This is a genomic window from Bacillus sp. J33, from assembly GCF_000518885.1.
Lineage (GTDB): Bacteria > Bacillota > Bacilli > Bacillales > Cytobacillaceae > Cytobacillus.
The window spans coordinates 68,258-83,684 of record NZ_JAEL01000007.1 but is presented as its reverse complement, the minus strand read 5'-3'; the positions used below and the strand labels follow the sequence as shown (position 1 = coordinate 83,684).

The following is a 15,427-nucleotide window of genomic DNA, read 5'->3' as shown; positions in this document are numbered from 1 at the left end:
GGGGTGAAATGGAAACCCAGCCAGTAAAGAATAATATTAGTTCCTATATTATCCAATCTCAGGAAGATGAGATTAAGCGTATTGCCCTGGAGCTTCACGAAGGGGTTGGGCAAACGCTTTATAGCCTATATACCGGCATGCAGTTCATTGAAGCAGCAGTCAGCCAGCAGGACATGAAAGGCTATGTAGGGGATATGGCCCAAATGCTGGAAAAAACGATACAGGAAATCAGGCTTCTGGCTGTGGAATTGCATCCCCCTGCTCTTGGAACCCTTGGTCTGCTCCCTGCTTTGAAGAGTTACTTGAAATTATATACTTCCACCTATGGAATAGTTGTTGAATTGCATAATGAGGGGAAGGAAGCGGCAATTAGCGAGAGGGAGAGCATTACATTGTTTCGTGTTTGCCAGGAAGCACTAGCGAACATTGCTAGATACGCAGATACGGTGAGTGCATGTATTACCTTGCAATGGAAACCGGAACAGCTTTCAATTAACATTAAGGATCAGGGCAAAGGTTTTGATGTAGATGCTGGCATGAAAAAATCGACAGGCCTTGCTGCTATGATTGAACGCATGTGCTTAATAAATGGAGAATGCAGGATAACCTCGAAAATGGGGGAAGGGACTTCAATAGATATTTTCCTTCCGTTATACTAAAAATAGACATAACAAGGGATTGCGCTCAGCGGATCCCTTGTTGCCTATTGAGATTATGTTTTTTTATACGAACAATGTTTAGGGGGAGCCGGCTTGATAAAAATTTTACTGTGCGATGACCATGCAGTAGTTAGAATGGGTTTGAAAATGCTTTTAAATAATCATGAGGATATGGAAGTGGTTGGTGAGGCTTCGGAAGGTAATGAGGGGATTCAGAAGTCACTTGACTTAAAGCCTGATGTGGTAGTCATGGATTTAAGCATGCCGCACGGAAAAGATGGCTTGTCTGCAACTGCGGAATTAAAAAAATTAATGCCTGATATAGCAATACTGATTTTAACCATGCATGATGATGAGGAATATCTGTTCAGAGCCATTCAGGCTGGTGCTTCAGGATGCATCTTAAAAAGCGCGCCGCATGATGAACTCTTGGCTGCAATCAGGTCTGTGGCAAGCGGAAATGCTTATTTGCACCCTTCAGCAACTAAAAGGCTGATGGAAGAATATATCGGGAGTGTTAAGCAAGGAAACACAGACACATTCAATCTTTTGTCAGACCGTGAAAAAGAGGTGCTGACATTAATAGCTAAAGGTTTTTCTAACAAGGACATTGCCGAACAGCTTGTTATTAGTGTTAAAACAGTTGAAACACACAAAGGCAATTTAATGGAAAAGCTCCAAATGAAAACCAGGCCAGAGCTTGTTGCATATGCATTAAAAAAGGGGCTGCTGGGTTATGGAATATAAGGGGTGTCAACAGGCTGGTGGCGGACAGATAGACCAAGCATGCGAAAAGGTTTTATCTGAATTGGAATGTGATTTTGCCGGTTTGGCCCTGCAGAATACTGATGGCCCTGATGTTAGGTGGCATTATGCTGCTGGCAATAGCAATGAAAAATATAAACGGATTACAGTCAGGTATGGAAAAGGCATTGCCGGGAAGGTCATTTCAACTGGAAGGCCGATGTCTGTAGAAAACTTTCCGGAGAATATATCAGGGAAAGCATTAGAATACCCCATTATGCTAGCAGAAGGCCTAAAATTTGCCTATGCTGTTCCCATCCATTTTAAGGGCATTCCTAAAGGTGTCCTTTTGGTTGGGAATCGAACGGGGCAGCCTATTATTGAAAATGACCAAAGGACTGTCCGGGAAGCCGCCAGAAGGCTCGAACAGAAGTTGAACAGCGAAAACTAATTCCAACTGGGGGAAAGAAAATGGACAGGAATAATCAAATACCTGCAAAAAGTGGGATTGCTCCTGATTCCAGTGATGCTACCATTCTTATTAATAAATTGGGAAACATCTTCTACGCGAACAAGCAGGCACATGAACAATTTGGCTATAAGGAAAATGAGCTGGAGGGGAAGAGCTTAAGGGAGCTAATGCCAGATATTACGCCGCTGGCAACAGAAGAAGGCAAAGTGGTCCATGAATATGGCCTTCATCGGAATGGAGAATTATTTTCAATTTTCTATAGTATTAACTCATTCAAGCTTTACAATGAAAGCTATTTTTTAATTGTTTTTCATTCAGTCAAGGATCGTTCCCGCCTAAAAAAGCAGCAGTCATACCCATTAAATGAAATGGTGGACCTTCAATTTGCTCTTGATGAATCAACAATAGTCGCCTTCACAGACCCAAAAGGCAAGATTAATTACGTCAACGAAAAGTTCTGTGAGGTATCAAAATATTCGGCAGAGGAGCTAATTGGAAAAGACCATCGAATTATTAACTCTGGCTATCATTCCAAAGAATTTATGGAAGATTTATGGAAAACCATCTCAAGCGGAATTGTGTGGCGTGGAGAAATTAAGAATAAAGCAAAGGATGGAACCTTTTATTGGGTTGACACAACGATTGTTCCTTTCATTGATGAGAAAGGGAAGCCCTATAAATATTTGGCTATCCGAAAAGAAATAACTGAATATAAACGGGTTGTCGAGGAACTGAAAAAATCGGTCAATGAGCTTATCGATCTTAAGTTTGCTCTTGATGCCTCCTCGATCGTCGCAATTACCGACCAAAAAGGAATTATTAAATATGTCAATAATCAGTTCTGCAAAGTCTCAAAATATTCTAGAGAGGAATTGCTTGGACAGGATCACAGAATCATAAACTCAGGTTATCATTCTAAAGAGTTTTTCAGAGACTTATGGAACACGATTTCTTCAGGGCAGGTATGGAAAGGAGAAATCAAGAACAAAGCGAAAGATGGAACGTATTATTGGGTTGATACAACGATTGTCCCTTTTCTTGATGAAAAAGGGAAGCCCTATCAGCATCTTGCCATTCGCCATGAAGTTACACAAAGAAAGAATGCGGAAGAAGAGCTGAAAAAAATGATGACACGTATTATTGATGTTCAGGAAGATGAACGGAAAAGATTATCGCGTGAGCTTCATGATGGAATAGGCCAGAATCTATACAGCCATTTGATTACAATCAACCGGCTTCAGGCAGAAATTAGCCATCCTCTCCTTGAGCAAATGCAAGATGAAGCTGCTGAAATCATTGAAGAGCTCCGTGATCTTTCATGGGAGCTGCGCCCTTCCGTTTTAGATGATTTGGGGCTGATTCCTGCAATCAGATCTTATTTGGTCCGTTTTTCAGAACATCATAATATTAATGTTCATTTTGACTGCTACCTGACCTCCCGCCTCAGCCCCAACAAAGAGATCACGGTTTACAGGATCATTCAGGAAGCGCTGACTAATGTAAGGAAATATGCTGATGCAGATGAAGCATCCGTTACGATCAGGCAAATGGATAAGGAAATTCGTGTAGTAATTGAAGATAAAGGCAAAGGGTTTAACGCTAATGAAGTCACTCGGGGTGTCGGCCTATTCAGTATGGAAGAAAGAGCAAAAGCTGCAGAGGGCACCATTAAAGTACATTCAGAAAAAAATAAGGGTACAAGAGTGGTACTGGAAATACCATTATAAAAAAAGCTGCCGCGGGTTTCGGCAGCTATTTCTTTTGTCTTAAGGAAGTAAGTTGCTCAGAAGAGGGATAACGGCCAAATGGTGTAATAGAATCCACCGAAAAGTCCTTCATAAGGGGGATGAAGGCCAAAATGGAGAAAAAGCATCACCAAAAAGTCCCTCATAAAAATTATGAGGGACATTAGAATTTAAAAGATGGATCCTAAGATAATTCCGCCAATGGCTCCAGTTACAACAACCACCCATGGCGGCAGCTTCCAATAGACGAGCATACTAAATAAAACAGCAGCAAAAGCAAAATCTGCTGGTTCCATTATGCTGCTTGTCCAGATAGGGTGATAAAAGGCAGCAATTAAGATACCAACAACAGCTGCGTTTACACCCATTAAAGCTCCTTTAATCTTAGGATTGCGGCGAAGAGTGTCCCAGAAAGGAAGTGTACCTAAAATTAAAAGAAAGGCAGGAAGGAATATGGCAGCTGTTGCAAGTAAACCGCCTTGCCATCCATTAATAACAGCTCCAATATAGGCCGCAAATGTAAATAAAGGTCCTGGCACAGCCTGTGCTGCTCCATAACCTGCCAGGAAGGCTTCTTCACTCAGCCACCCGGTTGGAACAAATTCACGCTCCAGTAATGGAAGGACCACATGGCCTCCGCCAAATACAAGCGAACCCGACCGGTAAAAGCTATCGAATAGAGCTACCCAATCGAGGGCAGTTAACTCCCTTAGGATTGGCAGCAATATTAACAGGCCAAAGAAAAGCACTAAGCATCCGATAGCAAAACCTTTTGAGATTGGAAAATGAATTTTTGCCTCATCTTTATCGGAATGTTTTTTATAAATTAGGAAACCAATAAAACCCGAAACTAGAATGATTGCTACTTGCGTAAAAGCTGATTGCCACAATAAAGCTGCGATAATAGCTAGCAGCGCGAGTGTTTTTCTCGGAAGGTCCGGTACAAGCTTTTGCGCCATTCCCAGGATGGCATGTGCAACTACGGCAACCGCGACGACTTTTAGCCCATGTATCCAGCCTGCTTCTCCTACATCTATCCCCTGAAGAAGGATTGCAAAGATAATCAATGCAATAACTGACGGCAGTGTGAATCCAAGAAAGGCCATGATGCCCCCAGCAACGCCTGCTCTCATTACTCCAATGCCAATGCCCACCTGGCTGCTTGCTGGCCCGGGCAGGAACTGGCAAAGAGCCACTAAATCAGCATAGCTTTTTTCGTCCATCCATTTTCTTCTTCGGACATACTCATCGTGAAAGTAGCCAAGATGGGCGACAGGGCCCCCGAAAGAGGTGAACCCGAGCCGTGTTGAAATGATTAGTATTTCCAGTAATGATTTAAAACTTGGATTGGTTTTTCCCATTATGCATCCCCTTTTAATCTTTTATTTCTTTGAAGAGTTCGTAAGCCTTTTTTCTGGCTTCCTCAAGGACTAAAATTCCTTTATCCGTTGCGGAATAATATTTACGGATTTTGCCATCAACATTTCTTTGTTCCTGGTGGAGCAACCCATCGGATTCCATTGAATGAAGGATTGGATACAGTGTCCCTGAACTTATGCTATAACCATGCTCCTTCAATTCTTCAAGCATCCACATTCCGAAAATGGGATGTTCTTTGGCATGATGCAGAATGTGTATTTGAATAAATCCCAGAAACAGCTTCCGCAATATTTTATCTTCCAAATAGAATCCTCCTTAAGTTGATTTCGAAATCCAATATCGGAAACCGACAATGGCATAATAACAAATTTATTAAAAGTTGAAAAGGGGAAGAATTTATTAATCCATAAAAAAGAACGCTTTATTCAAGCGTTCCATGTTAATTATTCTGCACATTTCTTAAAATTTCATAAGCCTGGTCTCCAGCCGCGGCAGCAAAGCTTTCCCATATCTGATCGCGCAATAAATCCAGTTCAATAATTTTTTTAGCTAAATCAATCGCATCTTTTGGCTCCATTTTCATCCCCCTGTTCAAAAACTATTCCTATTTTTATGTTTCTTAAAAATTACTTCAAGTTCTGTCAAAGTAAGTTTTTGCAATGCGGGCTCGGAATGCTGGTACTCACCGCCGGATTTAATCAGCAAACCAATCAGATACTGCCGTTTTTTTTCAATGGCTTTTCGCAGATATTGCATCGGGATCTCCTCTTTTCTTTATTGTTTCTGTCATTCTATAAAAAGCAAAACAGTAAGTCACTAAATATGTAAGGTTTTATGACGCAGTTTTTTAAAAATATGTTAGATTTTCTTACATTATGGATGAAAATTGCCATCAGATTAGTATAATGAAAGAAAACAGTTGAATTTGAGGTGACGTTGGTTGGAGAATGAAGCTTCTTACAAGAACAGAAAAGTCATTTCAATCGGAACAGTGAGCGAACTGACAGGGCTGAGCGAGCGCCAGATTCGGTATTATGAAGAAAGGAAATTGGTTTTCCCTGAAAGATCGGACCGCGGAAGCAGAAAATACTCTTTTTCAGATGTAGAAAGGCTTATCGATATAGCCAACAAAAGGGAAGAGGGAGTCAGAACGGAGGAAATACGGTCTGAATTAAAAAGAAAAAAGAAAAAAGATGATCAGGTGACACGCAATAAAATGATACAGGGGCAGATTAATGCACGATTTGGAATAAGAAAAAAATAAAGGTAAGGCGGCTATTCAAAAAAGAATAGTCGTTTTTTATTTAAATCGTAAAAATTTTTTCCTAAAAAGGTCTTCCTTTCGTTTATCTTTTCATTTAAGATGTTACCTTATAATAGAGGATTTCATAAAAATTGGTTCATTAAAGAAGGTGAAAGAATGGGGAAAGAGCATCCGCCAACAATAGAAGTAATTGAATTATGCTTGCTTGCGGGTAAAATTATGCTGCAGGGCGGAGCAGAAACATATCGGGTAGAGGACACGATGACGAGGATTGCAGCCTCTTTAGGGATTCCTGATTCCCACAGCTATGTGACACCGACAGGAATCATTTTTTCAACTGATGGCACTGAACCTGCAAAGCTTATCCGCATTTCAGAACGTTCAACTGATTTATATAAAGTAACTCTTGTTAACGGGATTTCGCGAAAGATCAGCAGCGGGGAGCTGGAGGGGAAAGCGGCGCTAGCCAGACTGAAAGAAATTGAAAGTGCAGACTACACTTTCCCGGTTTACCAGCAGCTCCTGGCAGCTTCTATTGCCAGCGGCTGTTTCTTAATTATGTTTTTGGGGCAGTGGATGGATTTTATACCGGCAATGATTGCTGGGGGACTAGGTTTCGCTTCATTTATATATGTCCACCGAGTGGTTCAGATTAAGTTCTTTTCCGAGTTTATTGCGTCTTTATTGATTGGGCTTTTAGCCTATTTATTTGTTGAGCTGGGAATAGGGAGTGAGCTGGATAAAATTATCATAGGCTCTGTGATGCCTCTCGTTCCTGGTCTGCTGATTACTAATGCTGTACGGGATTTAATGGCTGGCCACCTAGTTTCCGGTTTGTCGAAGGGAGCGGAAGCGTTTCTAACAGCATTTGCCATTGGAGCTGGCATTGCCCTTGTGTTTACTTTTTAAATCCTTTATTGGAGGAAAAAATGCATGTTCACTCACTTAATTACAAGTTTTATAGCATCGGCTGGGTTTGGAGTGCTCTTTAATGCTCCAAAAAAATCATTGCTGAAGTGCGGATTTGTCGGCATGGTTGGCTGGCTGGTTTATATTTGGCTGGTAAACCGCGATTACGATGCGGTCATTTCTTCCCTAATTGCAGCTTTTACAATTGCCTTAATCAGCCAGATATTTGCCAAAATCTACAAAACGCCAATCATCATTTTTAGCGTTGCAGGCATTATACCGCTTGTGCCAGGGGGACTTGCCTATGATGCAATGAGGAATTTTGTGGAAAATGACTATAATGCCGCCATTCAGCTTGCTGCAAAGGCGTTCATGATTTCGGGTGCCATTGCTGTCGGGCTTGTCATATCAGAAGTACTCAATCAATTCATCCGCAAAATTCAATTTAAATCAAAGGGAAGTTATTGATTTCTGAAAATTGGTTCCCTATAATTTATGTAGCAGATATTTCGGATTTCTAAGCAGTTTAAATATATGCTTTAATGCAAAATCGTTCCAGATGCGCAAAACACTGGTACGATTTTTAATTTAAAAGTTATTGGAATAATTTTTATTCAGCAAAGGAGAAAAGTATGATCCGGCGTTTTTTTACCTATTATAGGCCGCATAAGCGGCTATTTATTCTTGATTTCAGCTCAGCTGTAGTTGTAGCTGTTCTCGAGCTCGGTTTTCCGCTGGCGGTTCAATGGTTTATCGACAGTTTGCTTCCAAGCGGCAATTGGTCAATGATTGTCTCTGTAAGTGCTGGCCTTCTGGCCCTGTATATGACTAGTACGCTCCTGCAATTTGTCGTCAACTATTGGGGCCATAAGCTTGGGATAAATATTGAAACAGATATGCGCCAACAGCTGTTTCAGCATGTGCAGCGGCAGTCTTTCCGCTTTTTTGACAATACCAAGACTGGACATATTATGAGCAGGGTGACCAATGACCTCATGGATATTGGCGAGCTCGCCCATCATGGACCCGAGGATTTATTTATTGCTGCCATGACTTTTGTTGGAGCATTCTGGATTATGCTGACCATTAATGTAAAGCTTGCTATTGTAACCATATTCGTTCTTCCTTTCCTGGTATGGCTGATTGCCTTTTGCAATATTAAGATGAACAGGGCATGGAAACGGATGTATAGCGAAATTGCTGATGTTAACGCACAGGTGGAGGATAGTGTCTCGGGTGTGCGCGTCGTTCAGTCATTTACAAATGAAAGCTATGAGATTAAAAGATTTACCGAAAACAATGGCAAATTCCGCCTTGCTAAGCTTGCAGCTTATAAGATTATGAGCTTTAGTGCCTCCGGGATTTATATGCTTACAAGGTTAATTATGCTTATTGTTTTGGTGTACGGTTCATGGCTAAGTTTTAGCGGGCAGCTTTCATATGGGGAACTGGTGGGCTTTGTCCTATATGTGAATGTCCTATTAAAGCCTGTCGATAAAATCAGTGCGCTAATGGAACTGTATCCAAAAGGTATGGCGGGTTTCAAACGCTTTACGGAAATCATTGATACAGAGCCGGAAGTTGAGGATAGGAAGGATGCCATTGAGGTTGAGTCTTTAAGAGGGAATATCCGTTTTACTGAGGTTTCCTTTAGCTATGATGAACATAAATCGGTGCTGGATGGAATTAACCTAAGTATTAGAGCTGGCGAGACTGTTGCTTTTGTAGGGCCATCCGGTGCTGGAAAGACAACAATTTGTTCCCTGATTCCGCGTTTTTACGATGTAAACAACGGAAGAATTTCGATTGATGGCATCGACATTCGGGATATGACGAAGAAATCATTAAGATCGCAAATTGGCATTGTGCAGCAGGATGTCTTCCTGTTCACTGGCACACTGAAAGAAAATATTGCTTACGGTATGCTTGGAGCTTCAGATGAACAGATAGCGGAAGCTGCTAAAAAAGCTCACTTGGAGGATTTCATTGCCTCACTTCCGCATGGCTATGAAACACAAATTGGGGAAAGAGGCCTGAAATTGTCAGGAGGCCAAAAGCAGAGGATTGCCATTGCCAGAATGTTTCTGAAAAACCCGCCAATCCTCATACTTGATGAAGCTACATCAGCATTGGATACTGAAACCGAACACATCATTCAAACAGCACTAACAGAGCTTGCTGTAAACCGCACAACACTTGTAATCGCCCATAGGCTTGCAACCATTCGAAACGCTGACCGTGTTATCGTTGTTACTGAAAATGGCATTGCAGAAGAAGGGACACATGACGAACTGATCGAGCAGGGCGGTATTTTTGCCAGCCTTCATAACGTGCAGTTCCAAAGATAGGGTGGAATCCAGTTAGGATTCCGCTTTTTTGTTGGCTCTTTTCTCATGAATTGTTGTTTTACTTATGAGTCCCCCCGTTGAATACCGCTACAATCACTCAGGCTGATTTAATTTAATTTGCCACCCCTAAAGCAGCAAACTTTATAAAAACAGTCTTTTGCTTAAAACAAGTAAATTGTGCACTCTCCAAATGCCACTTATATGTTTTTATAATAGTGCCTTCATCTTAAACCAGGTTGGATGCCAACTAAATAAAAAATTTTCTGAATAGTCTCATAGAACTAGAATAACACCGATTTAACTGGAAGTTTTTAACTAGAACAGGACTTATGTGGTATAGACAACTATACTCTTACTCTATTAAGCTAAAAGTATGAAATGTAAACCTTTTCAAGATGCAAAGGAGGTTATTGAATGGGCAAAAGTCATATGAATAAAGGAGGCAATATGAAAAACAAATCCATTACTATTGCGCTTGCAGCTGCACTAGGCACTTCACTCTTTATTCCGGCAGTAAATCCAGTTTCTGCGCAAAACGGGGAAGGAGTTACGCCATCAATGGAAATGAAAGATAACAAGAGTGCGAAACACAAAGTTCACCCGGTATTTGCATGGGATCGGCCAGGACCAATTTCTCCAGTGCTCCATCCTGGTTCTGCAGCAGGTGCTGGGATGGTTCAGGAGCCACTTGATGAAATCGATCCAATTATAGAAGGGTTGATAGCTGATGGAGTAATGCCAGGAGCTGTAGCTTTAGTAGCAAGAAGGGGGCATATCGTAAAGCAGGACGCTTACGGGGATGCTTATCGCTATACGGATGATAAATTTACCGAAGCAGAAAACCCGATTGAAATGTCAGAAGATACAATCTTCGATCTGGCTTCAATCAGCAAAATATTTACAACTACTGCTGCAATGAAGTTGTATGATGAAGGCTATTTTGAACTTGATGACCCTGTAGCAAAATATATTCCGGAGTTTGCTGAGAATGGAAAGGAAAATGTAACGATACGTCAGCTAATGACACATACTTCAGGATTTACAGCATGGATTCCTTTGCATTCCCAGGGCAGCAGCCGTGAAGACCGTATGGAAATTGTTTTTAAATACCCACTAGCCAACAAACCAGGCGAAGTGTATACATACAGTGATTTAAACATGATTACGCTAGGTGCTGTAGTTGAACGCTTGTCAGGGAAAAGGCTTGACGTATTTGTGAAAGAGCATATTACAGAGCCGCTGGGAATGAAGGATACAATGTATAATCCGCCTGAATCTCTGAAGCACCGCATTGCAGCCACTGAGTACCAGCCTGGGATTAACCGTGGCTTGGTTTGGGGAGAGGTACATGATGAAAATGCCTGGTCACTTGATGGGGTTGCAGGCCATGCCGGTGTCTTTTCAACCGCCTCAGACCTTGCGAAATTTGCCCATATGTATGTTAATGATGGACGTTATGGCGGCCAGCAGATTCTAAAAGAGGAAACTGTAAAAATGCTTATTGAAAACCAAATTCCTCAATTTCCTGGCGATGACCACGGACTAGGCTGGGAGCTGGGCCAGGGATGGTTTATGGATGCATTATCTGAAGGAAATACCCTTGGTCATACAGGCTACACGGGAACTTCCATCGTTATTAATCGAAACAATGGCACTATCGCCATTCTCCTGACAAACCGTGTACATCCTTCAAGAAATACGGTTACAACCAACATTGCAAGAAGAGCATTTGCGAGGCAGGTAGCTGATGCGATACCTGTATCGATCCCTGGAAAACATGAGGCCTGGTTCTCTGGCTATGGAGATAAAGTGCAGCATCATTTGTCAGCGAGTGTGGATGTTGAAAAAGATGCGATCCTTACCTTCGACACATGGTACAGAACTGAAACCGCTTTTGACAAGGCCTATGTAGAATTTTCCAAGGATGGCGCTAATTGGAACCAAGCAGCCGAACCATTCACAGGCAGCAGTGTCGATTGGAAAAATGAAAAAGTTGTTATCCCTGCAGGAACAACACATATTCGATTCCGGTACCAGACTGACGGTTCCGTAAATGGCAGAGGCTGGTATGTTGATAATGTTAAATTGGAGCTATCAGACGATCAAACAATTGAACCAGAGCTCACAGGAAACGGCTGGGAAAAAAGAAATTACTAGGTTATGGTCATTTGGACACAGTAAAGCATAAGTGCATTTGGAAAATATGCAATTAGGACGGTGTAAAAAATGAAAAAAGTGCAGAAAGGAATATGTCTATCTCTTCTCGCATTAATGCTGGCAGTTTCACAGCTTTGGGTGGGAGCTCCGATGAAAAAGGCCTCTGCTGTAAGCAGTGCCAAGGACCTGATCATCCTGCAAAATGTCCCTCAAGCGACTGCTGACATTGGCAGAGGAGAAATTCAACTAAAAGCTATTCATGTTTTTGAACAAGGTTATTTCATGGGAGTCTCTTCTGGTGTGGAGTGGAAGTCTTCCAATAAAAATATAGCCACTGTTGACCAGGAAGGCAATGTTAAGTTAACGGGGCAAAACGGCAGAACTTTTATCAGTGTGACAGATGGACAGTTTAAAGACAGGATTGCTATAAATTACAAAGTAAATTCTAACGGTATTGGCAAAGGCAAGCCGGCTTCAAAAGCGGAAATCATCAAAGAGCAGGGAGATCGCTATGATCTTATTGGCCATGCAATAAACAAACTCTCAATTGAGGAAAAGGTTGGCCAAATGCTGATGCCTGATTTCCGCAATTGGAATGGCAAGAACGTAACAGAGATGCTTCCTGAGATTGAGGAGCTTGTAAAAAAGCATCATTTGGGGGGAGTAATTCTATTCCGTGAAAATGTTGTCACGACAGAGCAAACGGCAAGGTTGGTGTCTGACTACCAAGATGCTTCTGAAAAGTTCGGCCTGTTAATGACCATTGACCAGGAAGGCGGAATCGTAACACGCCTTCAATCTGGAACAGACATGCCTGGGAATATGGCTTTAGGAGCTGCCCGCTCAGAGGAAATTTCACGCAAAGTCGGCAAAGCAATTGGAGAAGAGCTGGCTTCGCTAGGAATCAATATGAACTTTGCACCAGTAATGGATGTAAACAATAATCCCGATAACCCGGTAATTGGAGTGCGCTCATTTGGAGAAGACCCTGAGCTTGTCGCCCAAATGGGTGTTGCCTATACAGAAGGACTGCAGTCGGCTGGCGTAGCCGCAACAGCCAAGCACTTTCCGGGGCATGGTGATACAGCGGTAGATTCACATCTTGGTTTGCCGGAGGTGCCTCATGAAAAAGAACGGTTAAAAGAGGTTGAATTATATCCTTTCCAAAAGGGAATGGAAGCAGGAATTGATGCTATTATGACTGCACATGTGACATTCCCTAAGATTGATAATACAAAAGCGATCTCCCAAAAAACGGGCGAGGAGATTGCGGTTCCAGCCACTCTTTCTTATAAGGTGCTAACGGAACTAATGAGAGAGGAAATGGGCTATGAAGGCGTCATTACAACGGATGCGATGAACATGAATGCCATTGCAGACCATTTTGGCCCAGTCGATGCTGCGATTCGTGCAGTAAAAGCCGGAACAGATATTGTGCTGATGCCTGTTGGACTCGAAGAGGTTGCAGGTGGTCTGTTGGAAGCTGTTGAAAGCGGTGAAATCTCAGAAGAACGCATCGATGCTTCCGTTGAAAGAATTCTAACATTGAAGCTCAAACGCGGGATTATGAAGGAAGAAACACCGCAGCCAATTGAAGAAAAAATAGCTCATGCTTTAGAAGCTGTTGGTTCTGAGGAGCATAAGCAGGTAGAAAAAGAGGCAGCGGACCGTTCCATTACGCTGGTGAAAAATGAAGAGCAGGCATTGCCTTTAAACACAGTAGGTGAAGGTGAGATTGTTGTCGTGGGAAATACGTATATATCAAGTTTGGGGGATGCAATAAGTAAGCATCACGAAAATACAGCGGTTATACAAACTGATTCCAGCTATAAATTAACCGAAGCCCAGCTTCAGCAAATCAAAGATGCTAGCGCAGTAATCGTTGGATCCTATACTTATAATGTATCCGGCCGTTTACCTGAAAGCGCTCAAATGAAAATGATTAACTCAATAATTGCAGCAACAGATAAGCCAGTTATTGGTGTAGGCATCCGTAATCCATATGATATTATGGCATATCCGGAAGTAGATGTATACATCGCACAATATGGATTCAGAATAGCAAGCTTTGAAGCAACTGCGGCTGCTATTTTCGGTGAAAATAACCCTTCCGGTAAATTGCCAGTAACGATTCCAGGGCCGCAAGACGGCATATTATATGAATTTGGACATGGATTGAGCTATTAATTTCTTATACTCCATTCTTGGGGTGCATCGTTAAAAAGAGCTCAGCGAAATTTTCCATACCAACGAAATTTCTAATATATCTATAATGAGACGTTGAATAACGGAAGGGACAGTGCTTTTCAATGCCCTGTCCGGCACTCGTTTTCAAACAGGGAGGGAAATCAAATGAAAAAATGGTTTTTGTTTTTTTTGACACTGGCTCTGGTACTCTCTTCTTTATCGGTCGTTCTTGCAGACAATGAAAATGGGAAAGCAAAAGGCAAGGAAAAAAAATTCGAACTTGGTGTTGAAGTGCTTTTAAATGAGCAAAAGCACCTGATTGAAGGAAAAAAAGTCGGACTAATTACGAATCCAACAGGAGTAGATCAGAATTTAAACAGCATTGTTGATATTTTGCACAAAGATCCTGATGTAGATTTGACTGCTTTATACGGCCCGGAGCACGGAGTACGCGGAAGCGCTCAGGCAGGGGAGTATGTTGAATACTATACGGATGAAAAAACTGGCCTCCCTGTATTCAGCTTATATGGAAAGACGAGAAAGCCCACTCCTGAAATGCTTGAAAATGTAGATGTTCTTCTATTTGATATTCAGGATGTCGGTACGCGTTTTTACACATATATTTACACAATGGCTTATGCAATGGAAGCAGCAAAAGAAAACAACATTCCTTTTATTGTTCTGGACCGCCCAAATCCTCAAGGTGGAGCAAAGGTTGAAGGGCCTGTTCTTGATATGAAGTATTCTTCATTTGTTGGAAATTATCCGATTCCGCTCCGCCATGGCATGACTGTCGGCGAATTAGCAAAGTTATTTAATGAAGAGTTCGGAATTGGGGCTGATTTGACAGTTATTGAGATGAATGGATGGAAGCGCAATATGTATTATGATAACACCAATCTTCCATTTGTTATGCCTTCTCCTAATATGCCAACTTTAGAAACTGCTTTGGTATACCCAGGCGCGGCATTAATAGAAGGAACAAATGTATCGGAAGGCCGCGGAACAACGAAGCCATTTGAGTTAATCGGTGCTCCTTTCATCAATGCTGAAGACCTGGCAGCACACTTGAACAGTCTTAATCTTCCTGGGGCAGCCTTCAGGGCAGCATCATTTACACCGACCTTTTCAAAGCATGCTGGACAGCTTTCCCATGGCATCCAAATTCATATCACCCATCGTAATGCGTTTCTGCCTGTTGAAACTGGCCTCCACATTGTAAAAGCAATTCATGATATGTATCCGGAAGACTTCCAATTCCGTGCAGAAAACAATGCAGGAATATCATTCTTTGATAACCTGATGGGCAACGGCTGGGTTCGCGAAGCGATTGAGGAAGGAAAAACGGTAGAAGAAATTACTGCCAAATGGAAGGAAGAACTTGCTCAATTCAATCAAACACGTGAAAAATACCTGCTCTACTAAACTATCAATCCGAAAAAAAGAACTTGGCGGCCATTGCCCCAAGTTCTTTTTTTCGGATTGATAGATGCTATTCGACAAATTTCGGGTGGTACCTGGTACTAAAAAGTAAAGCCTGTTCATAGTTATTATTAAATTGG

General features: G+C 41.9%; 15 protein-coding genes. 11 read left to right on the top strand and 4 right to left on the bottom strand.

Going from position 1 to position 15,427, the window contains the following annotated elements; translation table 11 throughout:
- Positions 1-8: 8 nt before the first annotated feature.
- From L634_RS0103390 to L634_RS0103375, 4 genes are all read left to right on the top strand, one after another.
- On the top strand, positions 9-659 hold the full coding sequence (locus L634_RS0103390) for a sensor histidine kinase (protein ID WP_026581236.1): 651 nt from the start codon (positions 9-11) through the stop codon (positions 657-659).
- Between the two features lie 93 nt (positions 660-752).
- Positions 753-1,406, top strand: a complete 654-nt coding sequence (locus tag L634_RS0103385; RefSeq protein WP_026581235.1) for a response regulator — start codon at positions 753-755, stop codon at positions 1,404-1,406.
- Positions 1,396-1,854: a GAF domain-containing protein gene (locus tag L634_RS0103380; RefSeq protein ID WP_026581234.1), complete on the top strand. Its 459-nt coding sequence runs from the start codon at positions 1,396-1,398 to the stop codon at positions 1,852-1,854. The genes L634_RS0103385 and L634_RS0103380 overlap by 11 nt, the downstream gene beginning before the upstream one ends.
- A 20-nt stretch (positions 1,855-1,874) precedes the next feature.
- Positions 1,875-3,602 (top strand): PAS domain-containing sensor histidine kinase, encoded by a 1,728-nt coding sequence (locus L634_RS0103375; protein ID WP_026581233.1) that lies wholly within the window; start codon positions 1,875-1,877, stop codon positions 3,600-3,602.
- A 188-nt stretch (positions 3,603-3,790) separates the two neighbouring features.
- Here the strand turns inward: L634_RS0103375 and L634_RS0103370 are convergent, their stop codons facing one another.
- From L634_RS0103370 to fbpA, 4 genes are all read right to left on the bottom strand, one after another.
- Positions 3,791-4,981, bottom strand: a complete 1,191-nt coding sequence (locus tag L634_RS0103370) for a chromate transporter (RefSeq protein WP_026581232.1) — start codon at positions 4,979-4,981, stop codon at positions 3,791-3,793.
- Between the two features lie 13 nt (positions 4,982-4,994).
- On the bottom strand, positions 4,995-5,303 hold the full coding sequence (locus L634_RS0103365; RefSeq protein ID WP_026581231.1) for a PadR family transcriptional regulator: 309 nt from the start codon (positions 5,301-5,303) through the stop codon (positions 4,995-4,997).
- 136 nt (positions 5,304-5,439) lie between these two features.
- Positions 5,440-5,577, bottom strand: coding sequence for a hypothetical protein (locus L634_RS33745; protein WP_198029679.1), 138 nt, complete (start codon positions 5,575-5,577; stop codon positions 5,440-5,442).
- A 14-nt stretch (positions 5,578-5,591) separates the two neighbouring features.
- Entirely contained in the window at positions 5,592-5,756 is a 165-nt protein-coding gene (gene fbpA, locus L634_RS32435) for a Fur-regulated basic protein FbpA (protein ID WP_084028809.1), read from the bottom strand.
- 184 nt (positions 5,757-5,940) lie between these two features.
- Here fbpA and L634_RS0103350 point away from each other — a divergent pair, with 184 nt between their 5' ends.
- The 7 genes from L634_RS0103350 to L634_RS0103320 all read left to right on the top strand — a co-directional run bounded on the left by L634_RS0103350 (position 5,941) and on the right by L634_RS0103320 (position 15,290).
- Positions 5,941-6,264 (top strand): MerR family transcriptional regulator, encoded by a 324-nt coding sequence (locus L634_RS0103350; protein WP_026581230.1) that lies wholly within the window; start codon positions 5,941-5,943, stop codon positions 6,262-6,264.
- A 156-nt stretch (positions 6,265-6,420) separates the two neighbouring features.
- Complete coding sequence (locus L634_RS0103345) at positions 6,421-7,173, top strand: threonine/serine exporter family protein (protein ID WP_026581229.1); 753 nt, start codon at positions 6,421-6,423, stop codon at positions 7,171-7,173.
- A 24-nt stretch (positions 7,174-7,197) separates the two neighbouring features.
- Complete coding sequence (locus L634_RS0103340) at positions 7,198-7,641, top strand: threonine/serine exporter family protein (RefSeq protein ID WP_026581228.1); 444 nt, start codon at positions 7,198-7,200, stop codon at positions 7,639-7,641.
- 164 nt (positions 7,642-7,805) lie between these two features.
- Positions 7,806-9,521 (top strand): ABC transporter ATP-binding protein, encoded by a 1,716-nt coding sequence (locus L634_RS0103335; protein ID WP_026581227.1) that lies wholly within the window; start codon positions 7,806-7,808, stop codon positions 9,519-9,521.
- A gap of 447 nt (positions 9,522-9,968) precedes the next feature.
- Positions 9,969-11,678, top strand: coding sequence for a serine hydrolase domain-containing protein (locus L634_RS0103330; RefSeq protein ID WP_026581226.1), 1,710 nt, complete (start codon positions 9,969-9,971; stop codon positions 11,676-11,678).
- Between the two features lie 69 nt (positions 11,679-11,747).
- Complete coding sequence (locus L634_RS0103325) at positions 11,748-13,865, top strand: glycoside hydrolase family 3 protein (RefSeq protein ID WP_026581225.1); 2,118 nt, start codon at positions 11,748-11,750, stop codon at positions 13,863-13,865.
- 165 nt (positions 13,866-14,030) lie between these two features.
- A complete protein-coding gene (locus tag L634_RS0103320; RefSeq protein ID WP_026581224.1) occupies positions 14,031-15,290 on the top strand; it encodes an exo-beta-N-acetylmuramidase NamZ family protein in 1,260 nt (419 codons plus the stop codon).
- Positions 15,291-15,427 lie beyond the last annotated feature (137 nt).